Origin of the sequence: Pseudomonas sp. BN414, assembly GCF_029871275.1 — a bacterium.
Lineage (GTDB): Bacteria > Pseudomonadota > Gammaproteobacteria > Pseudomonadales > Pseudomonadaceae > Metapseudomonas > Metapseudomonas resinovorans_C.
Map to the genome: position 1 here is coordinate 62653 of NZ_SSOL01000072.1, position 24406 is coordinate 87058.

Sequence of the window (24406 nt, forward strand, 5' to 3'; positions counted from 1 at the left end):
GGCGGCGTCCTTACAGGATGTAGCCAATACCCGCGAGGGTATCGGTGGAGTTGATCAGCTGGATCAGCTTGCGCTGGATCTTGAAGCACTCGCCTTCGCGCTTGAGCTGGAAGGTGATGTCGGCGGTGTAGTGCTTGAGCACGTCCTTGCGGAACTCCCGCAGGTTCTGTGCGCAGCGCACGGTCACCACGCCGTCTTCCTCACCCAGCACGCGGAAGCGCGACAGGGCACGCACGGTGCGGGCGCGCGGGCTGGTGGAGATGGACTCGCCGCCGATCAGGCGCTGCACGCGCAGCTGACGCATGTGGTGGTCGTCGTAGGCGTAGTTCAGGGTGTTCTCGAAGTCGGTTTCGTTCGGATCGATCGGGATGATGTAGGTGCCCTTCTCGGTCCACAGGTTCAACCAGGCGTCGAAGTCGCCGTGGTCGAGCATGTCCGCTTCCTGCCAGATGAAGGCGCTGACGTGGTTGAGCAATTCAAGGTTCATGGTTTTTCTCTCAAATAGTGCGTTTCGTGGCGACGCCATCCCTTGCCCCTCTCCCGCTGGCGGGAGAGAGGCGGATGAGGGTCAGACCGACATCATCTTTTTCCACTGCTGGTAGGCAGCGCGCATGCCGGTCTCGGCGCTCACGTCGCTGATCAGCCCGTCCTCGCTCGGCTTCTCGCCGGGCAGGCCGCGGTTGAGCATGATCCAGAGGTCGGTGCCCGCCTGGGCGCCCTTCTGCACGCGCTCCCAGGCCTCGGAATCGTCCGGAGTGCCGAAGCCCATGGGGCCCTGGAAGTGTTCGTGCAGGCGCAGGCGGTAGCGGTTGGCCACGGCCGGGCCGCCGTCCATGGTGATCACTGCGTGGTGGATTTCGGTCTCGTTCACAGCGACCGGCTGCAGCACGCGGAAGAAGGCCATGGAGCAGGCCACGTTGGGGAACAGGTTGAGGTTGAAGCCGGAACCACCCACGGCGCGGACGATGCGGCGCACCTGCTGTTCCTCGATGCCTTCACCGCGCAGCTCTTCGGCCAGGGCCTCGAAGCGCTCGGGGATCGGCTGGTCGAGGTTGGCTTCCAGGTCGACCAGTTCGGGGATCATCACCATCACGCTGTGGCCGTTGCCGAGGTCTTCGACGTAGCCCGGGCCCTTAACGAAGTCGAAGAGTTCCAGGGTCTGCTCGTCCACCGAAGACAGGAACGACTTGTGCACCAGCGGGAAGTGGTAGGCGTCGGTGGTGTTTTCCAGCTGGATCTTCCAGTTGCCGGGGAAGCGGAAGCGGTGCTCGCCGGAAACCTTCACGCCATAGCCGGCACCCTGCTTCATGAACAGGTCGATCCACTTCTTGGCTGGGCCGAGGAAGTCCACCAGCGGCTCGATGTCGTCCTTGAAGGTGGCGAAGATCATGCCGTTGTATTCCTCGACACGCAGGCTCACCAGCGGCAGCTCGCCCTTGTCCAGGCAGTCGGCGTAGCTCTCCGGGTGCGGCACGCCGCGCAGGCTGCCGTCCAGGGCGTAGCTCCAGCCGTGGTACGGGCAGACGAAACTGTTGGTCTTGCCCTTCTTGTGCTCGCAGACGGTGGCGCCACGGTGGCGGCAGCGGTTGAGCAGCACGTGCACGTCCTTCTTGCGGTCACGCACGACGATCACCGGCTGCTTGCCGATGTAGGTGCTCTTGTAGCTGCCGTTATCGGGAATCTCGCTGGCGTGGGCGACCCAGATCCAGGTGCTGTAGAAGACCTTCTCCAGCTCTTCGTCGAAGATGCGGGCGTCGGTGTAGAGGGCGGTGTGCACGCGGTCGTGCAGCACCAGGTCGGCCGGCGAGCTGGCCAGGTTCACGGTTTCGATCAGGTTGGTCACGATCACTCCTCGTCGACGCAAGGCGCCGACTTGCAAAATTTCTTGTCGGTGGCTTCCGTAGGAGCGAGCTTGCTCGCGAACCCCGGTCGCTCTCCTTTCGCGAGCAAGCTCGCTCCTACACACAGGCAGGCAGGTGTCTTCATTTGCCGGGAACCGGCAGGTGCGCGTCGCTGTTCCACGCCTCCACCGGACGGCTGAACAGGTTCTCGGTCTGGAAATGCGCCATGCGCCATGCGCCCTCCTCCTCGCGGAACTTCACCGTCAGGCGCGCCGCATTGAGGTGCGAGGCGCCGCTGGCGAAGGTGGAGGTCTGCAACATCACCCAGCTGCCGACCGCTTGCGCGCCTTCGACGCGGATCAGCTCGGAGCAGAGGAAGTGCACGTTCAGGGCGAAGTGCGCCGGCTCGACCATGTAGGTGGCGAACATGGCGCGGATCGCCTCGCGGCCCTGGTAGCCACCGAAGCTCTTGGCGTACTTGGCGCCCTTGCCTTCCCAAACGGCGTCGGCGGTGAACAGGCCGGCCAGTTCGTCCAGGGGCGTACGGGCATCCAGCGCGTCGCACAGCTCCATGTAGCGATTCATGCAGGCGCGCACGGCGTGTTCGCTTTCCAATTGGCGCAGGCGTTGCTCAAGGGCTTCGGTCATGGCGGTCACGCGCGCTGGATGATCAGTTCGCGGCCGGTGCGGGCCTCGACCTTGGCGTAGCGCCACAGCTTGTAGGTGCCATCACCTACCGGCGTGGTGCGGAACAGGTTGCAGGCGGCGTGCACGGTTTCGATATCCGGTACGTCGGCCAGCAGGTAGGTGGTCCAGGGGTAGCCGGTGCTTGGTCCGACCATGCTCTGGTCGTCGTCCATGTTGCCGAACACCTTCACGCCGGGCAGGTCGTGGATGCCGTTCCACATCTCGCTGAAGGCGGCCCAGACCTGCAGTTGTTCCTCGCGCGGGGCGTCGAAGAAGTTCTGGTTGATACCCATGCAGAAGAGGACGCGCAGGGCTTTCTTATCGCTCATCGAAATCACCGATCAGTCAGTTGGAATTCACAGGTAGCCGGGCAGCGGCTTGTTGCCGAAGAAGATCGCGCCGGCGTTCTGGTAAGTCATGTCGCCCATGAAGGCGTGCTGGGTGACCACCAGGGTGTCGTTGACGAAGCGCGACAACGGGTTGTCCCGGTACACGCCGGTCATGCCGGAGAGCATCTGCGCGGTACGCGCCACTTCGGCGGACACGCGGGTGGCGTGAGTGGAGGACAGGCGCAGCAGGTTGGTCTGCTCGACGCTCACCGGGTCGCCGGCCAGCAGGCTGGCCCAGGCGTTTTCCATCGCCTCGTAGAACCAGGCGCGGGCGGCGCGCAGTTCGGCTTCGGCCTTGGCCATCTGCATCTGCGCCAGCGGGCGGTCAGACAGGGCCGGGGCACCGGTGACGGAGAAACGACCGGTGGCCATACCGGAGAGGTAATCCAGGGCGGCGCGGGCGACGCCCAGGCCCACCACCGAAAGCACCTGGGTGGCGAAGGACAGCGACGGGTAGCGGAACATCGGCTCGTCGAGGTTGGCCGGGCCACCGCGGACGAAGGTCCACTCTTCGGGCACAACCACACCGTCGATCACCACGTCGTGGCTGCCGGTGCCGATCAGGCCGATCACGTCCCAGGTTTCCTCGATCTTCACCTTCTCGCGCGGCATCACCGCCAGGCGCGGCAGGCCGACGGTGTCGCCGTTCTTCGGGCTGATACCGACGCCGATCAGGTTGGCACCCATGCAGCCGCTGGAGAATTTCCAGCGCCCGTTCACTTCCAATCCGCCCTCGACGAAGACGGCCGGCTGCGGCGGGAAGATGCCGCCGGCGAAGACCACGTCCGGGCCGTTGGCATAGACCTTTTCCAGGGTCGCCAGGGGCAGCGCCGCGAGGTACACCGGGTTCATGCCGAAGCTGGCGACCCAGCCGGCGGAACCGTCGGCGGCGGAGATGTCCTCCACCATCTGGCAGAACTCCATGGGCGAGCGCTGGTCGCCGCCGAAGCGGGTGGGCACCAGGGCACGGTAGACGCCGAGTTCCTTAAAGCGCTCGATGACGTCCTGGGAAATGAATTTCTGCCGGTCGAATTCCTCGCGCCGGGCACGCTCACGGATGTCGGCGAGCAACGCCTGGAATCCTTCACTCGCGGTAATCGGGGTGGGGCGCTGGTAATCCAGCTCGCTTAGCGAAGACATGGGGCTCTCCTGGTGGGCTTCTTGGTTATTGTTCGAGGCGCCGCACGAGCTCACGGGCGACTGCCAGCAGCAGTTCGTCCGCGCCCTTGGCGGCAACGAGTTGAAGGCCCACCGGCAGCTTCGAGGCGCCCTCGAAGGGAATGCTCAGTGCCGGGTGGCCAGTGAGGTTGAACGGCCGCACGAATGCGGTCATGCCGATGGCCGCGCGGGTGTCGGCGGCCTCCGTTACCAGGGCCGGGTAGTTCGGCATGGTCGGCAGTGCGAGGATCGGGTAACGCGCCAGAGCGGCATCCACTTCGGCGGTGAAGGCGGCGCGAATGGCTTCGGCCTCTTTCAGGTCGGCGTCGGTGGTCTTGCTGGCGGCCAGCAGGCGGGACGCCACATCGGCGCCCACCAGGCCGCTTTCCACCAGGTGACCGCAGGCGTTCCAGGTCTCCCGATTGATGATGGCCAGGCCCGCGTCGTAGGCAGCCTGCATGCCCGGCAGCGGCGCCTTGAACAGTTCGAAATCGGAGGCTTCCAGCACGGCATCCAGGGCGGCCAGCACCTCCGGATCGGCCTCGACCGGCACGACGCCGAGACGAATGCCGCTGACGGTGGGCAACACACTGAAGGAAGGATCGATGGCAGCCATGGCCTCGATCAGCAGGTCGATCCTGGCGGCGAAGGGACCGACGCAATCCAGGGAAGTCTGTGCCGGCATCACACCCGCCCGGCTGATGCGGCCGAAAGTGGGTTTCAGGCCAAACACACCGCAGCAAGCGGCCGGTACTCGCACCGAACCGCCGGTATCGGTGCCCAGGGAAAAGTCGCAGAGACCGGCAGCGACGGCGGCCGCCGAACCACTGGAGGAACCACCGGGTACGCGGCCGGGATAACGCGGGTTTTCCGCGGTGCCGGTCCAAGCGTTGAGGCCGGTGGTGCCGAAGGCCAGCTCATGCAGGCTGGTCTTGCCGGTGATGCGGCAGCCGGCATCCAGCAGTGCCTGGACCACATCGGCATGGCGCACGGCGTCGGGCGCTTCTTCCAGCGCACGGCTGGAAGCGCGGGTCGGATGGCCGGCGATATCGATGGTGTCTTTCACCATCACGGTTCGCCCCGCGCCACCCAGCTCCAGCCTCTCGACCACTATCGTCATTTGCATCACCCATTGGTGTTCTTGTTGGTGCTCGACTGCCCCGTCGGGGGTGTCGATTACGTAAATCCAGAATCGAAAGAATTACGTGAAATGTCAATTGAATTATCACTGGAAAAGGAGTGTGTAGATTAGGTGCATTTTCACGTAACAAGGCACTCTTTACGTGCATTTATGTAACAGCCATAAAATGGATATTTCACGTAAATCAACATATAAAAGTCATTATTTTCAATTATTTACAACTCACATAAGAACTATTCACATCGCACATATCGAAATTTATCGCGCGTAGCGCCTCCTTCAAAGTGAGCGATTATCGAACGGAATATTTGCAATTTATTGCGAATTTTTTGGCGATAAATAAGCGATTTTTTAGCCTGAAAACCACAAGAATCAGCCAGGAAAACGCCCTGCAAAGGACGCTGGAAAGCCGATTGCCACTGGCATGAAGTCGCTTTGCAGAAAGGTCCGACGGGAGAGTCAGCAAGCGCTGACTTGAGGGGAAAGCGGGAGGGTTCAACGGGGCTGCCTCGGTGCTGCACCGCCACGGCGCAGCTTTTTCTGGCACGGGAGCTGCAATTTCACTTCCCGCCGAGCGGGATACCCGCCGGTAGCGCCACCAGGCGCCAGAACAACAAAAAGGCGGCAAGCGATCCACGCAACCGGTGCCCAGCAGGGGCCGGGCGCGACCTGCGGATCGTTGCCTCTCGAATAGCCTTGCAACCCTCGGAGAACGTCATGCTCTTCAAACAAGCCGTGTCCACCTTGCTCCTCAGCGCCGCCGTCCTGGCCAATGCCCAGGCCGAAGTGAAAGTCGGTGTCATCACCTCCTCCACCGGGCCGCTCGCCCTGGTCGGGCTTCCCCAGAAGAACTCGACGCCGCTGCTGCCCACCCAGGCCGGGGACCAGACGGTCACCTACATCCCCCTGGATGACGGCAGCGACCCCACCGCCACCGTCAAGGCGCTGAAGAAGCTGATCAGCGAAGAGAACGTCGACGCCATCATCGGCCCAAGCGGTTCACCCAACGCCATGGGCGTCATCCAGTTCGTCGCCGAAGCCGGCGTGCCGCTGCTGGCGCCAGTGGGCACCGCGTCCGTGGTGCTGCCGATGAACGAGCAGAAGAAGTGGGTGTTCAAGACCACCCAGAACGATGACCTGATCGCCAAGGCGCTGGTGGACGACATGACCGCACGCGGCGTGAAGACCCTCGGCTTCATCGGCACCGCCGATCCTTACGGCGAGAACTGGTCCAAGGTGCTGGGCGCCCTGGCCGCCGCACACGGCATCAAGCTGGTGGCCAGCGAGCGCTTCCAGCGCCAGGACACCTCCGTCACCGGCCAAAGCCTGAAGGTGCTCGCGTCCCGCCCCGACGCCGTCCTGGTAGCCGCTCCGGGCAGTGCCGCAGTACTGCCGCAGACCACGCTGTTCGACCAGGGCTATCGCGGCCAGATGTACCAGACCCACGGTGCCGCCCTGCCGGACTTCCTCAAGCTCGGCGGCAAGAAGGTCGAAGGCACCATCCTCGCCGCCAGCCTGATGCTGGTACTGGACGAGATCCCCGACAGCCATCCCTCCAAGCAGGTCGCCGGTGAGTACGTGGCTGCCTACGAGAAGCTGAACGGCAGCAAGCCGGCCACCTTCGGCGCCAATACCTACGACGCCGGCCTGCTGCTGCAGAAAGCCATCCCGCTAGCCGCCGCCAAGGCCACACCGGGCACCCCGGAGTTCCGCGCCGCGTTGCGCGACGCGTTGGAGTCGAGCCACGAGCTGCCCGCCACCCAGGGCGTCTACAACATGACCCCGGAAGATCACAGCGGCTTCGACGAGCGCGGCCGTGAGCTGATCCAGGTGAAGAACGGCACCTGGACCCTGCTCGGCCGTAAGTGATCCTTGTGGGGGCGATTTCAATCGCTATGCGGGCCGAAGGTCCGCCCTTCGGATTCCACAGGGGCAGCTACGCCGCCCTTGGCGAATGAATTCGCCCCCACAGAAAGGCGCTCCACAGGGTGGACATCGCTGTTGATGTCCACCCTGTGGAGTCCGGATCAAGCACAGATGGTGGATGAAGAAAGCGTCATCCACCCTACGTACCGCAACAAGAGTTCCCACCATGAATCTCCAGATAGCCCTGCTGCTCGGCCAGGACGGCATCACCAACGGCGCCATCTACGCGCTGTTGGCCCTGTCGCTCCTGCTGGTCTTCACCGTCACGCGCATCCTGCTGATCCCCCAGGGCGAGTTCGTCACCTACGGCGCGCTGGCCATGGCCAGTCTCCAGGCTGGCCAGCCCACCGCGCTGGTCTGGCTGCTGTTCGGCCTGACCCTGGCCGATTGCGCCATGGACCTGTTTGACGCGACCCGCGCCAGCCGCGGCTTCCGCTTCCCGAAACGGATAATCCCCAAGCTCGCCTATGCCCTGGCCATGGTCGGCCTGGTCCGCAACCTGCCGCTGGCCGAACTGCCCATGGCGGTTCAGGCGCTGCTCACGCTGGCTCTGGTCGTACCGCTCGGTCCGCAGCTCTATCGCCTGGTGTTCCAGCCGATCGCATCGGCGAGTTCGCTGGTGCTGCTGATCGTCTCCATCGCCGTGCACGTGGCCATGGTCGGCCTCGGCCTGCTGATGTTCGGCCCCGAAGGCGCGCGCACTGCGCCCTTCTCCGAGGCCGGCCTGACCCTCGGCCCCGTGACCTTCAACAGCCAGACCCTGTGGGTGATCGCCGTGTCCCTCGCGCTGATCATCAGCCTGTTCCTGTTCTTCGAGCGCAGCCTCTACGGCAAGGCCCTGCGCGCCACCGCGGTGAACCGCCTGGGCGCTCGGCTGATGGGCATCTCGCCGACCCTGGCGGGCAAGGCCACCTTCGCCCTGGCCACTTTCATCGGTGCGCTGTCGGGCATCCTCATCGCCCCCATCACCACGCTCTACTTCGACTCGGGCTTCGTCATCAGCCTCAAGGGTTTCGTCGGCGCCATCATCGGCGGCCTGGTGAGCTACCCGGTAGCTGCGCTGGGTGCGCTGGGCGTTGGCCTGATCGAGGCCTTCTCGATGTTCTGGGCCAGCACCTACAAGGAGATCATCGTCTTCACCCTGATCATCCCCTTCCTGCTCTGGCGCTCCCTCACCAGCCGTCATGTGGAGGACGATGAATGAATCCGCGCTACCTGATCCTCGCCCTGGTGGCCGTGCTCGGCGTTGCGCCGCTGGTGCTGCCGCCCTTCTACGTCACCCTGCTCAACTACATCGGCCTCTACACGCTGGTGGTCCTCGGTCTGGTGCTGCTCACCGGCGTCGGCGGCATGACCAGCTTCGGCCAGGCCGCCTTCGTCGGTCTCGGTGCCTACACCAGCGCCTACCTGACCACGGTGCAGGACCTGCCGGGCTGGCTCGCCTGGGCCAGCGCCTCGCCCTGGCTGACTTTGCTGGTGGGCCTGGTGCTCACCGGTGCGGTGGCCCTGCTGCTGGGCGCGCTGACCCTCAAGCTCTCCGGACATTACCTGCCGCTGGGCACCATCGCCTGGGGCCTGTCGCTCTACTACCTGTTCGGCACCCTGGAATCCCTCGGCGGCCACACCGGCGTCAGTGGCCTGCCGTCGATCTCGCTGTTCGGCTGGGAGCTGAACAAGGGTGAGGAGATCTACTACCTGATCTGGGCGGTGTTGCTGTGCGCCATGCTGATCACCCAGAACCTCCTGGATTCCCGTGAAGGCCGTGCCATCCGCGCCCTCAAGGGCGGCCAGTTGATGGCCGAGTCGATGGGCGTGAACACCTTCCGCGCGAAGATGGTGATCTTCCTCATCTCCGCGCTATTCGCCGCTGTGTCGGGCTGGCTCTACGCGCATACCCAACGCTTCGTGAACCCCACGCCTTTTGGCCTGCACATGGGCATCGATTACCTGTTCATGGCGCTGATCGGCGGAGTGGCCAGCGTCTGGGGCGCACTGCTCGGCGCGGGCGTGCTGACCATGCTCAAGCAGTGGCTGCAGGACCTGCTGCCGCACCTGTTCGGCAGCACCGGCAACTACGAGGTGATCGTCTTCGGCCTGCTCATCATCCTGCTGATGCAACGTGCGCCGGGCGGCCTCTGGCCCCTGCTGCTGCGCCTGGTGCCGGATGCCTGGAAACCGCGCCCGTCGTTCAAGGCCGTGGATGCCGCCGCCGAGCTGCCGCGCCGCGACCTGCCCGCAGCCGGCGAAGTGCTGCTGGAAGCCCGCAACGTCACCCGCCGCTTCGGTGGCCTGGTAGCCAACAACGAGATGAACCTGGATGTGCGCGCCGGGGAAATCCTCGCCCTGATCGGCCCCAACGGCGCCGGCAAGAGCACCCTGTTCAACCAGCTGTCCGGGGTCGACACACCGACTTCGGGTGAGGTGCTGTTCCGTGGCCAGCGCATCAACGGTATCCCGTCGCGCGCGATCGCGAGCATGGGCATGAGCCGCACCTTCCAGCATGTGAAGCTCCTGCCGGAAATGAGCGTGCTGGAGAACGTCGCCATCGGCGCCCACCTGCGTGGCCACAAGGGCGTGCTCGCCGCCGCCTTGCGCCTGGACCGCGCTGAGGAAGCCGAACTGCTGGGCGAAGCCCGTCGCCAGCTGGAACGCGTCGGCCTGGGCGACTACCTGCACGTGGAAGCCGGTAGCCTGGCCCTGGGTCAGCAACGCATCCTCGAAATCGCTCGCGCCCTGTGCGCCAACCCTTGCCTGCTGCTGCTCGACGAACCGGCTGCCGGCCTGCGCCACAAGGAGAAGGAAGCCCTCGGCCTGCTCCTCAGCCGCCTGCGCAGCGAAGGCATGGCGATCCTCCTGGTAGAGCACGACATGGACTTCGTCATGGGCCTGGTGGACCGGGTCGTGGTGATGGAATTCGGCCAGCGCATCGCCTACGGCCTGCCAGCCGACGTACAGAAAGACCCGGCGGTGCTGGAAGCCTATCTCGGAGGTGCTGAGTGATGAATATGCCGATTCAAGACCTGAAGCAGCCGGAAAACCTCGCCGCCAACCCGGTGCTGGAGGTCAGCGACCTGAGCGTCGCCTACGGCAAGGTGGAAGCCCTGTCCAACGCCAGCCTGCGGGTCGGCCAGGGGCAGATCGTCACCGTGATCGGCCCCAACGGCGCCGGCAAGACCACCCTGCTCTCCGCCATCATGGGCGTGCTCGGCTCACGTGGCCGGGTCGCGTTCGACGGCAGCCTGGAGGCGGTGCCGGAGGTGGAAGTGATGGTGTCGCGCGGGCTCGGCCTGGTGCCGGAGAAGCGCGAGCTGTTCGGCAGCATGACGGTGGCCGACAACCTGCTGCTCGGCGCCTTCCAGCGCCACCGCAGCGGCAAACGCGACCATGGCGAAACGCTGAAGGAGGTCTACGACCTGTTCCCGCGCCTATGGGAACGCCGCGACCAACTGGCAGCCACCCTCTCCGGCGGTGAACGGCAGATGCTCGCCGTGGGCCGCGCGCTGATGGCCAAGCCCAAGCTGCTGATGCTGGACGAACCCAGCCTGGGCCTCGCACCGCTGATCACCCGCGAGATCTTCCGCATCATCACCACCCTGCGCCAGCAGGGGGTTTCCATCCTGCTGGTGGAGCAGAACGCCCGCGCCGCGCTGCGTGTGGCCGACTACGCCTACGTGCTGGAGACCGGCCAGATCGCCATGCAGGGCCCCGCCGCGCAATTGGCCGATGACCCGCGCGTGATCGAGGCCTACCTGGGCCTGGCCAGCAAGCACCAGGAGATGCTCGCCAGCTGACGATGCTTAGGCCCGGCCGCAAGGTCGGGCCCCGTCCACGGAGGACACTATGAAACCATCCCCTATCGCAGCCTTCGCGGAGCCCCCGATTTCCCGCCTCGACCCGGAAGGTCGCCTGCTGCACTGCAACGACGCCTACCTGGACATGTGTGGCTACCGCCGCGAGGCGCTGCTGCACCAGCCCTTCAGCAGCATCAACCACCCCGGCATGCCCGCCGTGGTCATCGAGCGCATGTGGCAAACGCTGCGCGCCGGCGTGCCCTGGAACGGTCCACTGATGGGCCGCCACCAGGAAGGCGGTGTGTTCTGGAGCGACCTCTACGTGGTGCCGCTGTTCGAGGGCGGCCAGTTGGTGGCCCTGGGCACCGTCTATCACCCCATGGACCGCACAGGCTGCCTGCGCGCCGACGGCCTTTATGCGCGCTTGCGCCAGGGCAAGCCGGCCGAGTCCGCCGCGACACGGACGCTGCGCCTGCTGGGCGAACACAGTGTCGCCGCACTGGCTGCCCTGGGGCTGGCCGGCGCGACCCTGACCGGTCATCTGAACGCTGGCCTCGGCCTGGCCCTGCTCGGCGGGCTTGGCGCCATCAGCCTGCAGGCCGCCCATGTACGCCAACGCGGCGTGACCCGGGGCCTGGAGAGTTACCCACAGGTCTACAGCGATCCGCTGCTGGCACCGGCCTACAGCCCGCGCGGCGGTGCTGATGCCCTGCTGGACATGGCCATGGGCAACCTGCAACTGCGCCTGCGCACGGTGATGGCGCGCATCCATATCAACGGCGACATCCTGCGCAGCCGCGCCGGGGAGTCCTCGGCCCTGGTGGCCAGCGAGGCCGGTCAGCTGGAACGCCAGCTCGAAGAAACCGAGCAGTCGGCAGCGGCCATCCGGCAGATGAGCAGCACCATCCAGGAGCTGTCGCGCAACCTCCAGCACAGCGCCGGCGCCACCCAGGCAGTGGACGACCTGGCCCGCGACGGCGAGCTACTGGCCAGCCAGAGCCAGGTGTCGATGCAGGCATTGCGCGGATCGGTGGAAGACATCGGACAGGCGGTCGGTCAGCTCGCCGAGTCCATTGACTCCATCAGCGGCATTGCCGAAGTGATCCAGAGCATCGCCGAGCAGACCAACCTGCTGGCGCTGAACGCCGCCATCGAGGCCGCCCGCGCCGGCGAGTCCGGTCGTGGCTTCGCCGTGGTGGCGGATGAAGTGCGCACCCTCGCCTCGCGCACCCGCGACTCCACCGAACAGATCCAGCAGTCCATCGAACGCCTGCGCAGCGGCAGCGCCCAGGCCCTGGCCACCGCGCAGCGAGGGGAGCAGGCGGCGCAGCAATCCAGCGCCGATGTGCAGGACGTGCGCGAAGCGCTTCGGCGCATCAAGGACGAAGCCGGCCAGATCAGCGGCATGAGCCTGCAGATGGCCACGGCCATCGAGGAACAGGGGCAGGTGGCCGAGGAGGTCAGCCGGCAGATCGCAAGGATCGCCGGGCTTGCCGAACAGAGCGCCGGCCAGGCCCAGCGCAGCACCCAGATCGGCCAGGAACTGCACCAGCTGGCCAACTCCCAGCTCGATCTGGCCCAGCGATTCCTGCACGGCTGACACCGGCGGGCCGCTCCTCTAAGCGGCCCGTCCGACTGATCGGGATCAAGGCGGCGCCACGCGGCTGTCGACAGCCCACGCGCAACCCCCTATAACTCTCCCCCTGTCAGCACGAACCTTGCCCCACTCGCATGAGCACCCCGAAAAAGCGCCTCAACCGATACAACCCTGCCAGCGACGATTTCAAGAAGGAGGAGTTTCCCTTCTACTGGATCGCCCGCGTCTATGGCCGCTACAACATGGCCATGGAAAAGACCCTGAAGAAGATCGACCTGGATATCCCCCGCTGGCGCATCCTCTTCATCCTCAAGGAGAACGGCCAGTCGAGCATCTCGGAAATCTCCGAGCACGCCATCGCCAAGCTCTCCACCGTCACCAAGATCGTCTACCGCATGAAGGACGACGGCCTGGTGGACACCGCCCCCTGCAGCAACGACGGCCGCGTCACCCAGGTGACCATCACCGAGAAGGGCCGGCACATGGTGGAAGAGATCCAGGTGAACACTGCGCACATCTTCACCAACAGCTTCAAGGACCTCACCGAAGCCCAGATCGCCAAGCTCAACGGCACCCTGGAAAAGATCTACGCGAATCTGCCGGAGGGTTGATCCTCCGCCCTACTTCGGAATGCCTTTTCCTTGTTGTGGGGGCGAATTCATTCGCTATGCAGGCCGCAGGTCTGCCCTTTGGGGGCACTGCGTGCCCCTTAGCGATTGAAATCGCCCCCACAGGTGATCCATCCCGCCCTACGCCCGCGCGAACTCCGCCGCCTTCTCGATCAACCCCGCCTCCGGCCGCACGCCGGTGTAGAGCACAAACTGCTCAACCGCCTGCAGCACGATGACTTCGGCGCCAGTGATCACCGGCTTGCCCAGCTCGCGGGCGAGGCGGATCAGTGGGGTTTCCACCGGCAGGGCCACCACATCGAAGACCCAATCCGCCGCTTCCACCTGCTCGCGGGTGAAGGCCAGCGAGTTCGCTTCCGGGCCGTCCTGCATGCCGATGGGGGTGACATTGACCAGCATCTGCGGTTTCTCGTCGCCCAACTCTGCCCGCCACAGATATCCACAGCCACGGGCCAGCGCCGGGCCGGTTTCCGGGTTGCGGGCGACCATCGTGCCGTGGCGGAAACCGCTGTCGCGCAAGGCGCTGGCCACGGCCTTGGCCATGCCGCCGCTGCCCCGCACGGCGAAACGAATGTCGCTCGGCACTGCGTGGCTCGCCAGCAGGCTGGCCACGGCGCTGTAGTCGGTGTTGTAGCCCTTCAGCCAGCCGTCATCCGCGACGATGGTGTTGACCGAGTCGATGGCCGAAGCCGAGGCGTCCAGCTCATCCAGCAATGGAATGCAGGCCTCCTTGAACGGCATGGACACCGCACAACCACGAATGCCCAGCGCGCGGATGCCGCCAATGGCCGCCGGCAGGTCGGTAGTGGTGAAGGCCTTGTAGATGAAGTCCAGGTCGAGGGCTTCGTACAGATAATTGTGGAAGCGCGTGCCGAAATTGCCGGGGCGTCCGGACAGCGACATGCAGAGCCGGGTGTCGCGGCTGATGGGGCGGGGCATTGGTTTCTCCGTTTGGCAGCGAGGCCTTTGCTTTTCTGTGGGGGCGAATTCATTCGCTAAAGGGGCACGGAGTGCCCCCAAGAGCAGACCTTCGGTCTGCATAGCGAATTAATTCGCCCCCACAAGGAAAGGGAGACCCTGCGCGAGTCCTCAGAAAATGTAATCCGTGGTCAGGAAGTTCGATTCGCGATTGCGGATGATCTCGCTGACCAGCTCCTTGTTATCCGCCTGGAATTTGGTCGCCACCAGGGTACGGATGGAGAACACCCGCAGGGCGTCATGTACCGACAGCGTCCCTTCCGCCGAGTTCTTGCGGCCGTTGAACGGGAAGGTATCCGGGCCGCGCTGGCACTGGGCGTTGATGTTGATGCGCCCCACCTGATTGGCGAAGGCATCCACCAGGCGACCGACCTGGGCCGAGTCGTTGCCGAACAGGCTGAGCTGCTGGCCGTAGTCGGAATGCAGCACGTAGTCGATCACCTCCTCCACTTCGCGATACGGCACCACCGGGATCAACGGGCCGAACTGTTCCTCATGGTAAAGGCGCATTTCCGGGCTCACCGGGCTCAGCACGGCGGGGTAGAAGAAGCTCTGCCGGTGGCTGCCGCCGCCCGGATTGACCACTTTGGCGCCCTTGGCCACGGCGTCTTCCAGCAGCGCATTGAGGTAATCGACCTTGCCCGGCTCAGGCAGGGGCGTAAGGGCCACACCGTCCTCCCAGGGCATTCCGGGCTTGAGCGCGGCCAGCTTGGTGCAGAACTTGTCGAGGAAGGGTTCGAGCACGTCTTCATGGACGAAGAGGATCTTCAGCGCGGTGCAGCGCTGGCCGTTGAAGGACAGCGCGCCGGTGATGGCTTCGCTCACCGCGTTGTCCAGGTCCACCTGGGGCAGGACGATGCCGGGGTTCTTCGCATCCAGGCCCAGCGCCGCGCGCAGGCGATGCGGGCGCGGGTGCAGCTTCTTCAGGTCGGCGGCGCCGGAGTGGGTGCCGATAAAGGCGAACACGTCGACCTTGCCGCTGGCCATGATGGCGCTGACCGTCTCGCGGCCACGCCCGTAGATGATGTTGATGACCCCGGCCGGGAAGCTGTCACGGAAGGCCTCCAACAGCGGGCGGATCAGCAGCACGCCGAACTTGGCCGGCTTGAACACGACGGTGTTGCCCATGATCAACGCCGGGATCAGCGTGGTGAAAGTCTCGTTAAGCGGGTAGTTGTACGGCCCCATGCACAGGGCCACGCCCAGCGGCACGCGGCGGATCTGACCGAGGGTGCCCTGCTCCAGTTCGAAGCGGCTGGAGCGGCGATCCAGCTCCTTGAGCGCTTCGATGGTGTCGACGATGTAGTCGCAGGTGCGGTCGAACTCCTTCTCGGAATCCTTGAGGTTCTTGCCGATCTCCCACATCAGCAGCCTGACCACCGCCTCGCGCTGCTCGCGCATCCGGGCAAGGAACTTCTCCACATGCTGGATGCGCTCGGCCACACGCATGGTCGGCCAGGCACCCTGCCCATGGTCATAGGCGGCAACGGCGGCCTCCAGCGCGGCCAGGGCGGCATCGGCATCCAGCAGCGGAGTGCTGCCGAGCACCACCTGCTCGTCACCCTTGTCGCCAGCCAGGAAAATCGGGCTGCGCACCGCGGCCACCGGGCCGTCCCAGCGCAGCAGCTCACCGTTGACCAGGTATTCGCGCTGTTCGATGGGTGCCCCCGGACGGTAGCGCTCGGGAATCTGCTCGGCAGTGGGGAACAGGGCATCGAGGTTGTTGTTGTCGGTCATTGCGCTTTCCTCTGATTCGGAACCACTGGGGATCGGTTTTAGCCTGATTCTGTCGCTTGGTAAATCGTTTCAGCAAACCGTTTGGCGGAATCTGTTCCCGCATGGGATTCGGTGTCGAGGGGTGTTGGAAATCCTGTGGGGGCGATTTCAATCGCTAAGCAGGCTGCAGGCCTGCCCTAAGCCTCGTGGGGGCACTACGTGCCCCTTTGCGAATGAATTCGCCCCCACAAAGAAGCGGAACGAGCAAGGCCCGACGTCAGTGCAACAGCTCCAACGCCGCTGCCGTGGTCTCCTGGATGCGCTGCCAGTCGCCGTTGCGGATCCAGTCCTTGTCCATCATCCAGGTGCCGCCCACGCACATCACATTGGGCTGTGCCATGTAGTCGCGCAGGTTGTCGGGGGTCACGCCGCCGGTGGGGCAGAAGCGGATTCCCGGGAAGGGACCGCCGAACGCCTTGAGGGCCTTCACGCCGCCGCAGATTTCCGCCGGGAACAGCTTGAAGCGACGGTAGCCCAGGGCATAGCCGAGCATGATTTCCGAGGCGCTGCTGATGCCGGGCAATAGCGGCAACGGGCTGTAGACACCCGCGCGCAGTAGCTCCGCGGTGCAGCCGGGGGTGACGATGAACTGCGAACCGGCGGCTTCGGCCTCGGCGAGCATCCATTCGTCCAGCACGGTACCGGCGCCGACGCAGAGTTCCGGGCGCTGCTCGCGCAGGGTGCGGATGGCGGCGAGGCCGTGCTCCGAGCGCAGGGTGATTTCCAGGGTATGCAGGCCACCGGCGGCCAGGGCATCGGCCAACGGCAGGACATCCTGCTCGCGCTCGATGGTGATCACCGGGAGGATGCGCGCCGCGCCGCAGAGGATGTCGATCAGGGCAGCCTTGTCAGCCATGTTCGGCACGGCTTCGCGACTGGTCGCCCGATTGCTGGGAGGGCTGGTCATGGGTGTTCCTTCGGGCTCAAGGGCACCAGTGGATTTCCAGTGGACGACGGAGGAAGGCGCGGATCGGCATTGCCGCCACGTCTTCGCCCGCCAGCGCGTCGGCCAGGGTGGCCAGCTTGGCCTGGCCCTGCACCGCCAGCAGTGTCAGGTGGGCACTGTGCAGCAGCGGCAGCGTCAGCGTCAGGCGCTGCCGCGGCACGCTGGGTGCCAGCATCGGCAGGCAACGCTGCGGGCAATCGCTGCGCAGCGCCTGTTCCAGGTTCGGGCTGCCGGGGAACAGCGATGCGGTGTGACCGTCCTCGCCCATGCCGAGCACCAGCACGTCGATGGCGCCCAGCTCGGCCAGGGCCTCGTCGGACAGGCGCGCCGCCTCATCGAGACTCGGCGCACTGCGGTAAAGACCGAGCAACTGCGCATCGGCAGCAGCTCCGCGCAAGAGGTGCCGACGTACCAGGCCTTCGTTGCTATCGGTATGACTGACCGGCACGAAGCGCTCATCAGCGAGGCTGACGGTCACCTTCGACCAATCCAATTCCTCTGCGGAAAGCCGCTCGAAGAACGCCACCGGGCTGCGGCCACCGGAGACCACCAGCACGGCGGAGCCACGGGTGTCGACGGCATCGCGCAGGGCGTTGGCGACGGTGATGGCCAGCTCTCCGGCCAGTTGTTCCGGGCTGCCGAGACCGAGCCCGGTGACCTGCGGCGGCAGGTCGAGATTACAGATCGCCATACCAACTCCTGCCCTCACGGGTGATCAATGCGATGGAGGCCACCGGCCCCCAGGTTCCCGCCGCGTAGGGCTTGGGTGCGTCGCCCTGCTGCCGCCAGCCGGCAATCAGCCGGTCGCACCAGGTCCAGGCGTACTCGATTTCATCCTTGCGCACGAAGAGGTTCTGGTTGCCCTTCATCACTTCCAGCAGCAGCCGTTCGTAGGCGTCCGGAATCCGCGCGCTGCGGTAGGTGTTGGAGAAGCTCAGCTGCAGCGGATCGCTACGCAGCTTCATGCCTTTGTCCAGGCCCTGTTCCTTGGTCATCACCTGCAGGGAAATGCCCTCGTCCGGCTGCAGGCGGATAACCAGGCGGTTGCTGATCAGCGGCCGCTGCTCGGGGGCGAAGATGTAGTGCGGCGGTTCCTTGAAGTGTATGACGATCTGCGAAAGCTTCTGCGGCATGCGCTTGCCGGTACGCAGGTAGAAGGGCACGCCGGACCAGCGCCAGTTGCGGATTTCCGCACGCAAGGCGACGAAGGTTTCGGTGTCGCTGTGGGTGTTGGCGTTGTCTTCCTCCAGGTAGCCGGGAACCGGCTTGCCGAGGATGTTTCCAGCCACGTACTGGCCGCGCACGACCTGCTGGCTGAGTTGTTCGACGCCGATGGGCGCCAGCGCCTTGAGCACCTTCACCTTTTCATCGCGGATGCTGTCGGCGGAGAGATCACTGGGCGGGTCCATGGCGATCAGGCAGAGCAGCTGCAACAGGTGGTTCTGGATCATGTCGCGCAGTTGCCCGGCTTCATCGAAATAGCCCCAGCGACCCTCGATGCCCACCTGCTCGGCCACGGTGATCTCCACGTGGGAGATGTGGTGCTGGTTCCACTGGGTCTCGAACAGGCTGTTGGCGAAGCGCAGTGCGATCAGGTTCTGCACGGTCTCCTTGCCCAGGTAGTGGTCGATCCGGTAGGTGCGGTCTTCCGGGAAGTGCGCCGCTACGGCGTTGTTCACCACCCGCGACGACTCCAGGTCGTGGCCGATGGGCTTCTCCAGCACGACGCGGGTGCGTTCGGCCAATCCTGCAGCAGCCAGGCCGGCGCAGATGGCGCCATACACCGACGCTGGCGTGGCGAAATACGCGATCAACTGAGACACCGGGCCGACGCGCTCGGCCAGCTTCGGGTAGGCCTCTTCGTCGAAGAAGTTCATGGACAGGTAGTCGAGGCGCGCGAGGAAGCGCCGCAAGGCTTCCTGCTCAAGATCACCGGACGGGACGCGCTGGCGCAATTGCTCGTCGATGGCGGCGATGTGCAAAGCAGGGTCGCCACTGTCTCGCCCCAGGGCGAGGATGCGCGTATCGGCCGGCAGGAGGCCGGCACGATCCAGTTGATAGAGCGCGGGGAACAGCTTGCGCAGTGCCAGGTCACCCAGGCCGCCGAACAAGGCTAGGGTGCAGGGTTCGACTGGTTGTGAGGCCATGATATTTGTTCTTCTATCAAACATGAGCCTATGAATACACCCAGCCCTGCCTCGCAGCAAGACAAAATGTAGTAATAAAACTACATTTATCGACACCCGAGATTGCGGTGGCTCCCCCTGGGTACGCTCAGTACGATAGGCCACCGCTTGCAGGCCCCTTTCCAGGAAACCCAATGGACCGCGTGCACAACCTGCTGGAGCAGATCCAGAATCGCCTCGACGAACTCAACAAGGCCGAGCGCAAGGTCGCCGAAGTCATCCTCCGCGACCCGCAACAGGCCACGCGCTACAGCATCGCGGCGCTGGCCCAGTCGGCCAAGGTCAGTGAGCCCACGGTGAACCGCTTCTGCCGCTCGTTCGGCGTCAACGGCTATCCGGAACTGAAGATGCAGCTGGCCCAGAGTCTGGCCAGCGGTGCCGCCTACGTAAGCCAGGCGGTTGCCGCCGACGATGGCCCCGAGGCCTACACGCGAAAGATCTTCGGCAGTGCCATCGCCTCCCTGGACAGCGCCCTGCAAAGCCTCGACGCACAGCTGATCAGCCGCGCCGTGGACCTGATGATCCAGGCGCGGCAGATCCACTTCTTCGGCCTGGGCGCCTCGTCCTCGGTGGCGCTGGACGCCCAGCACAAGTTCTTCCGCTTCAACCTCGCCGTGTCCGCCCATTCCGATGTGCTGATGCAGCGCATGCTGGCCTCGGTGGCTCACACGGGCGATCTGTTCGTGATTATTTCCTACACCGGCCGCACCCGCGAACTGGTGGAAGTCGCGCGTCTGGCACGACAGAACGGCGCCTCGGTACTCGGCCTCACCGCCGCCGGCTCGCCGCTGGCTAGGGCCTGCACCTTGAGCCTGAACATCCCGCTGCCGGAAGACACCGACATCTACATGCCGATGACCTCGCGCATCATCCAGCTCACGGTACTCGACGTCCTCGCCACCGGCATGACCCTGCGCCGTGGTGTCGACTTCCAGCCGCACCTGCGCAAGATCAAAGAGAGCCTCAATGCCAGCCGCTACCCGGCGGATGACGAACCGTCCGTAGGTTGAGGCTGAGCTAAGCGAAGCCCAACATTTCCGGCCTGCCTCCCTGTTGGGCTTCGCTGCGCTCTGCCCAACCTACCAGGGAACATCAGGATCTCTGCTGGAGTGCAACGCCCGCCCCTTCCAGGCCGGGATGTTCAGCGGTCACCAGCCACACTGGGATGCCTTCGACGTAACCGCTCATGCGGCCCTTGTCGGCAAAGGCGCGGGCGAAGCCGCTCTGCTGGAAGAATGCTGCGAAGCGCGGGACCATGCCGCCGACGATGTAAACGCCACCACGGCCGCCAAGGGTCAGCACGATGTTGCTGGTGACCCGGCCGAGCCAACTGCAGAACAGCTCCAGCACGTCTTCGGCGATTGGCTCACCCGCCAACGCCGCCGCGCTCACTTCGGCGGGTGACGCCAGACGGGGCGCATGGCCATCCACTGCGCAGACGGCGCGATAGAGCTGCAGCAAGCCATTGCCACTGAGCACGCTTTCCGCACTGACGTGGCCGAGTTGGCCATGCAACTGCTGCCACAGGGTTGCCTCGCGCAAATTGCCGATGGGCAGGTCGACATGGCCGCCCTCCCCCGGCAACGCTTTCCAGCGCCCCTCGCCCAGCGGCAGCAAGATACCGACGCCAAGGCCGGTTCCCGGACCGATCACCACCGCCGGGCAATCCGGACGGGCAACGCCCGGGCAGACCTGCAGTTTTTCGTGCGCGTGCAGGCGGGTCATGCCCAGCGCCATGGCGGAGAAATCGTTGATCAGCAACAGCTCGTCCACCAGCAAGGCCCGACAGAGCGCAGAGCGGTCGAGCTTCCAGTGATTGTTGGTGAAGCAAAAATGCTCGCCATCCACCGGCCCGGCCACGGCCAGGCACAAGGTGCCGATATCGCCTGGCGCACATCCAAGGCTGGCAAGGTAATGCCTGATGGCCTCTTCCGGCCCGGCGAAGTCGGCCGTGGCGAGCACGCGCACCGACTCCAGCTTCTGCTCACGCCACAGGGCGAAGCGGGCATTGGTACCGCCGATGTCGCCGACCAGCGCCAGCTTCACGTGAGGCTCGTGAGATTGCGAGTGAAGGCGCTGGCGCCCTGCTCTGCCGTGCTGAAGGATTCGCGCATGAAGGCAAAGAGTTCGCGGCCGGTACCGATGTTGGGTTCCAGGTCCCACGGCGCCAGCTCGCGCGACGCGAATTCGGCGGCGTCCACCAGCACTTTCAGGGTGCCGGTGGTGCCATCCACGCGAATCAGATCACCATCGCGCACACGTGCCAGCGGGCCGCCGTCGAAGGCCTCCGGACAGACGTGGATGGCGGCGGGAATCTTGCCCGAGGCGCCGGACATGCGCCCGTCAGTGACCAGCGCCACCTTGTAGCCACGGTCCTGCAGCACGCCGAGGAAGGGCGTCATCTTGTGTAGTTCGGGCATGCCATTGCTGCGCGGCCCCTGGAAGCGCATCACCGCCACCAGGTCGCGGTCCAGTTCGCCCGCCTTGAAGGCGTCGGCAAGCGCCTGCTGGTCGTGGAAGACTCGCGCCGGAGCCTCCACCACCTGGTGTTCGGGGGCCACTGCGGAAACCTTCATCACGCCGCGCCCCAGATTGCCTTCCATGACCCGTAGCCCGCCCTCCGGCGAGAACGGGCGCGCCACCGGGCGCAGGATGTTGTCATCGAGACTCTTGCCCGAACCTTCGCGCCAGACCAATTCCCCCTCCTCGAGGAAAGGCTCCTGGGTGTAGCGACGCAGACCGGGGCCCGCGACTGTGTTGACGTCTTCATGGAGCAGGCCGGCATCGAGCAATTCGCGCACCAGGAAGGCCACGCCGCCCGCCGCGTGGAAGTGATTGATATCGGCCTTGCCGTTCGGATAGACGTGGGCCAGGGTCGGCACCACCTCGGAAAGATCAGCCATGTCCTGCCAGGTCAACTGGATGCCGGCGGCCTGGGCAATGGCCGGAATGTGCAGGGTGTGATTGGTGGAACCGCCGGTGGCGTGCAGGGCCACGATGGCGTTGATCAGCACGCGCTCGTCGACTATCTCGCCGATGGGCATGAACTGCCCGCCTTGCTTCGTCAGGCGCGTTACCTGGTGCGCCGCTTCCACGGTCAGGGCCTCGCGCAATGGCGTGTTCGGATTGACGAAGGATGCGCCCGGCAGGTGCAGGCCCATCACTTCCATGAGCATCTGGTTGGTATTGGCGGTGCCGTAGAAGGTACAGGTACCGGGGCTGTGGTAGGCCCGCATTTCCGATTCCAGCAGTTCGTCGCGGCTGGCCTTGCCCTCGGCATAGCGCTGGCGCACCTCAGCCTTCTCCTTGTTGGAGAGGCCTGACGGCATCGGGCCGGCGGGGACGAAGATCGACGGCAGATGGCCGAAGCGCAGCGCGCCCATCATCAGGCCGGGGACGATCTTGTCGCAGATACCGAGGAACAGTGCCGCGTCGAACATGTTGTGGGACAGCGCGACGGCGGTGGACATGGCGATCACCTCGCGACTGGCGATGCCCAGTTCCATGCCCGGCTCGCCCTGGGTGACCCCGTCGCACATCGCCGGAACCCCGCCGGCCACCTGTCCTACCGAACCGATATCGCGCAGGGCCTGGCGGATTCTTTCCGGGTAGTCCTCATAGGGCTGGTGGGCCGAGAGCATGTCGTTGTAGGCGGTGACGATCGCGACGTTGGCCGAATCCATCAGGCGCAGGCGCTGCTTGTCACTGCCGCCGCAACCGGCCACTCCATGGGCGAAGTTGGCGCACTGCAGCTTGCCGCGCTGCGGGCCATCGCTGGCCGCCTTCTGGATCATCGCCAGGTAGCGCTCGCGGGTTGCGCGGCTGCGTTCCACCAGGCGCCGGGTTACTTCAAGTACGCGGGGATGCATGGATTCGACTCCAGATAGCGGGCGGGATTTGTATTGATAGAAACCACAGTACGTTCATCGCCGCGCAAATTTCACTAAGAAGCGCCAAATATTTTGTTGTTACAACAACAAAGCCTAAGAAGGGGCCTTGCCATTCATATAGACCACCAGGCGGGCCGGCGGCGCGCAGCATAACGCCGTCCTACTGCGTCACCTATCTCGTCGAAGGCCCATTCCAGACGCTTATGCCTGAAGCGATATTGGATTAGCGCGAAACGCTCTAAAAATTATCTTGCGCACAAAATAATTCAACATTAACTTCTGCCTCATCAAATAACTTAGTGCGCAAAATATTAACGAACAAACCAACACCGGAGAATCGCCATGAAAGCCCTGATCACCTTCACTGCCGTCCTCGCGTTTTCCTCCGCCAGCTTCGCTGATGCCAAGCCGGACAGCCGCCGCAGCGGCGCGCTGTACCCGGAATGGCTGATCAACCACGACGGCTGATCCAGATAACCCGACCACCCACGCACACCACGCAACCCATACCGACTGAAAAGGAAACCATCATGAGCATCGAAAACGTTCTCTACCGCGCCTACGCAGAAGCCACCGGCGGCCGTGACGGCCGCGCCATCTCCTCCGACGGCGTACTCGACGTCAGCCTGACCACCCCGCGCGAGCTGGGCGGCGCCGGCGGCGAAGGCACCAACCCCGAGCAACTGTTCGCAGCCGGCTACTCGGCCTGCTTCCTCGGCGCGCTGAAATTCGTCGCTGCCCGCGACAAGCACAAGCTGCCGGCCGATACCTCCATCGAAGGCATCGTGGGCATCGGCGCCATCCCCACCGGCTTCGGCATCGAGGTGGAGTTGCGTATCGACATCCCCGGCCTGGACCGTGAAGAAGCCCGCGCCATCGTGGACAAGGCCCACATCGTGTGCCCCTACTCCAACGCCACCCGCGGCAACATCGACGTGACGCTGACCCTGGTCTGAGTCGCGCAAAAAACGAGGACGGGCATCCCGAAATGGGGTGCCCGTTCTTTTTTATTGCCCAGAAATCGAGTTGTAGGAGCGAGCTTGCTCGCGAACATCGTGCGCTCAATCTTTCGCGAGCAAGCTCGCTCCTACACAGTTCCAGTCGAAATCACCCCCTACACTGAACGCACTTCAAACCAGCCAAGGAGTGCCACATGATCCTCTCCACCACCCCCACCCTCGAAGGCCGGGCCATTCGCGAGTACAAAGGCATCGTGGTCGGCGAAGCCATTCTCGGCGCCAACGTGTTCCGTGACCTGTTCGCCGGAATCCGCGACATCATCGGCGGCCGCTCCGGCGCCTATGAGAAGGAACTGGCCAAGGCCCGTGAAATCGCCTTCGAGGAATTGTCCGAGCGCGCCGAAAAGCTCGGTGCCAACGCAGTGGTCGGCATCGATATCGACTACGAGGTGGTCGGCCAGAACGGCAGCATGTTGATGGTGAGCATCAGCGGCACCGCCGTGAGCATCTGA

The 24406-nt window shown here is 64.8% G+C and carries 23 protein-coding genes; 10 read left to right on the top strand and 13 right to left on the bottom strand.

What is annotated here, in order from left to right; genetic code table 11:
• Positions 1-10: 10 nt before the first annotated feature.
• The 6 genes from E8E95_RS19705 to E8E95_RS19730 all read right to left on the bottom strand — a co-directional run bounded on the left by E8E95_RS19705 (position 11) and on the right by E8E95_RS19730 (position 5195).
• A complete protein-coding gene (locus tag E8E95_RS19705) occupies positions 11-487 on the bottom strand; it encodes an aromatic-ring-hydroxylating dioxygenase subunit beta (protein WP_077523630.1) in 477 nt (158 codons plus the stop codon).
• A gap of 81 nt (positions 488-568) precedes the next feature.
• On the bottom strand, positions 569-1843 hold the full coding sequence (locus E8E95_RS19710) for an aromatic ring-hydroxylating dioxygenase subunit alpha (RefSeq protein WP_280353049.1): 1275 nt from the start codon (positions 1841-1843) through the stop codon (positions 569-571).
• A 139-nt stretch (positions 1844-1982) separates the two neighbouring features.
• A complete protein-coding gene (locus tag E8E95_RS19715) occupies positions 1983-2489 on the bottom strand; it encodes a nuclear transport factor 2 family protein (RefSeq protein ID WP_280353052.1) in 507 nt (168 codons plus the stop codon).
• Between the two features lie 5 nt (positions 2490-2494).
• Positions 2495-2857, bottom strand: a complete 363-nt coding sequence (locus tag E8E95_RS19720) for an IacB protein (protein ID WP_120655102.1) — start codon at positions 2855-2857, stop codon at positions 2495-2497.
• Positions 2858-2884: 27 nt separating this feature from the next.
• Entirely contained in the window at positions 2885-4057 is a 1173-nt protein-coding gene (locus E8E95_RS19725) for an acyl-CoA dehydrogenase family protein (RefSeq protein ID WP_280353054.1), read from the bottom strand.
• Positions 4058-4082: 25 nt separating this feature from the next.
• Entirely contained in the window at positions 4083-5195 is a 1113-nt protein-coding gene (locus E8E95_RS19730; protein ID WP_280353057.1) for an amidase, read from the bottom strand.
• A 738-nt stretch (positions 5196-5933) separates the two neighbouring features.
• Here E8E95_RS19730 and E8E95_RS19735 point away from each other — a divergent pair.
• From E8E95_RS19735 to E8E95_RS19760, 6 genes are all read left to right on the top strand, one after another.
• Entirely contained in the window at positions 5934-7085 is a 1152-nt protein-coding gene (locus E8E95_RS19735) for an ABC transporter substrate-binding protein (protein WP_280353060.1), read from the top strand.
• A gap of 223 nt (positions 7086-7308) precedes the next feature.
• Positions 7309-8346 carry a branched-chain amino acid ABC transporter permease gene (locus tag E8E95_RS19740; protein WP_280353063.1) on the top strand — a complete coding sequence of 346 codons (1038 nt, stop codon included), beginning with the start codon at positions 7309-7311 and terminating at the stop codon, positions 8344-8346.
• On the top strand, positions 8343-10142 hold the full coding sequence (locus E8E95_RS19745) for a branched-chain amino acid ABC transporter ATP-binding protein/permease (protein ID WP_280353066.1): 1800 nt from the start codon (positions 8343-8345) through the stop codon (positions 10140-10142). The genes E8E95_RS19740 and E8E95_RS19745 overlap by 4 nt, the downstream gene beginning before the upstream one ends.
• Positions 10142-10933, top strand: a complete 792-nt coding sequence (locus E8E95_RS19750) for an ABC transporter ATP-binding protein (protein WP_179059321.1) — start codon at positions 10142-10144, stop codon at positions 10931-10933. The genes E8E95_RS19745 and E8E95_RS19750 overlap by 1 nt, the downstream gene beginning before the upstream one ends.
• A 49-nt stretch (positions 10934-10982) precedes the next feature.
• Positions 10983-12533, top strand: a complete 1551-nt coding sequence (locus tag E8E95_RS19755) for a methyl-accepting chemotaxis protein (RefSeq protein ID WP_280353069.1) — start codon at positions 10983-10985, stop codon at positions 12531-12533.
• A 131-nt stretch (positions 12534-12664) separates the two neighbouring features.
• Entirely contained in the window at positions 12665-13141 is a 477-nt protein-coding gene (locus tag E8E95_RS19760; RefSeq protein ID WP_077523620.1) for a MarR family transcriptional regulator, read from the top strand.
• A gap of 138 nt (positions 13142-13279) precedes the next feature.
• Here E8E95_RS19760 and E8E95_RS19765 read toward each other — a convergent pair whose 3' ends face one another.
• The 5 genes from E8E95_RS19765 to zwf all read right to left on the bottom strand — a co-directional run bounded on the left by E8E95_RS19765 (position 13280) and on the right by zwf (position 19006).
• Positions 13280-14098 (bottom strand): shikimate 5-dehydrogenase, encoded by an 819-nt coding sequence (locus E8E95_RS19765; protein WP_280353074.1) that lies wholly within the window; start codon positions 14096-14098, stop codon positions 13280-13282.
• Between the two features lie 150 nt (positions 14099-14248).
• A complete protein-coding gene (locus E8E95_RS19770; protein ID WP_280353077.1) occupies positions 14249-15874 on the bottom strand; it encodes an NADP-dependent glyceraldehyde-3-phosphate dehydrogenase in 1626 nt (541 codons plus the stop codon).
• A gap of 256 nt (positions 15875-16130) precedes the next feature.
• Positions 16131-16820, bottom strand: coding sequence for a bifunctional 4-hydroxy-2-oxoglutarate aldolase/2-dehydro-3-deoxy-phosphogluconate aldolase (locus E8E95_RS19775; protein ID WP_280353079.1), 690 nt, complete (start codon positions 16818-16820; stop codon positions 16131-16133).
• A 16-nt stretch (positions 16821-16836) separates the two neighbouring features.
• Positions 16837-17550 carry a 6-phosphogluconolactonase gene (gene pgl / locus E8E95_RS19780; protein ID WP_280353081.1) on the bottom strand — a complete coding sequence of 238 codons (714 nt, stop codon included), beginning with the start codon at positions 17548-17550 and terminating at the stop codon, positions 16837-16839.
• A complete protein-coding gene (zwf, locus tag E8E95_RS19785; protein ID WP_280353083.1) occupies positions 17537-19006 on the bottom strand; it encodes a glucose-6-phosphate dehydrogenase in 1470 nt (489 codons plus the stop codon). Before zwf ends, pgl begins: the two co-directional genes overlap by 14 nt.
• A gap of 182 nt (positions 19007-19188) precedes the next feature.
• On the opposite strand from zwf, the gene E8E95_RS19790 reads away from it, so the two are divergent.
• On the top strand, positions 19189-20055 hold the full coding sequence (locus E8E95_RS19790; protein WP_179059391.1) for a MurR/RpiR family transcriptional regulator: 867 nt from the start codon (positions 19189-19191) through the stop codon (positions 20053-20055).
• Positions 20056-20137: 82 nt separating this feature from the next.
• Here E8E95_RS19790 and E8E95_RS19795 read toward each other — a convergent pair whose 3' ends face one another.
• Together E8E95_RS19795 and edd are read right to left on the bottom strand one after the other, a co-directional pair.
• The gene (locus E8E95_RS19795; RefSeq protein ID WP_280353086.1) at positions 20138-21091 is read right to left on the bottom strand and encodes a glucokinase; all 954 of its coding nucleotides are present in this window, start codon (positions 21089-21091) and stop codon (positions 20138-20140) included.
• Positions 21088-22914 carry a phosphogluconate dehydratase gene (gene edd, locus E8E95_RS19800; protein WP_280353089.1) on the bottom strand — a complete coding sequence of 609 codons (1827 nt, stop codon included), beginning with the start codon at positions 22912-22914 and terminating at the stop codon, positions 21088-21090. The genes E8E95_RS19795 and edd overlap by 4 nt, the downstream gene beginning before the upstream one ends.
• A 363-nt stretch (positions 22915-23277) precedes the next feature.
• Here edd and E8E95_RS19805 point away from each other — a divergent pair, with 363 nt between their 5' ends.
• The 3 genes from E8E95_RS19805 (at position 23278) to E8E95_RS19815 (ending at position 24406) form a co-directional block, all read left to right on the top strand.
• Positions 23278-23403 carry a hypothetical protein gene (locus tag E8E95_RS19805; protein WP_280353092.1) on the top strand — a complete coding sequence of 42 codons (126 nt, stop codon included), beginning with the start codon at positions 23278-23280 and terminating at the stop codon, positions 23401-23403.
• Positions 23404-23465: 62 nt separating this feature from the next.
• Positions 23466-23891, top strand: a complete 426-nt coding sequence (locus tag E8E95_RS19810) for an organic hydroperoxide resistance protein (RefSeq protein ID WP_151132280.1) — start codon at positions 23466-23468, stop codon at positions 23889-23891.
• Between the two features lie 197 nt (positions 23892-24088).
• Positions 24089-24406, top strand: coding sequence for a heavy metal-binding domain-containing protein (locus E8E95_RS19815; protein WP_280353094.1), 318 nt, complete (start codon positions 24089-24091; stop codon positions 24404-24406).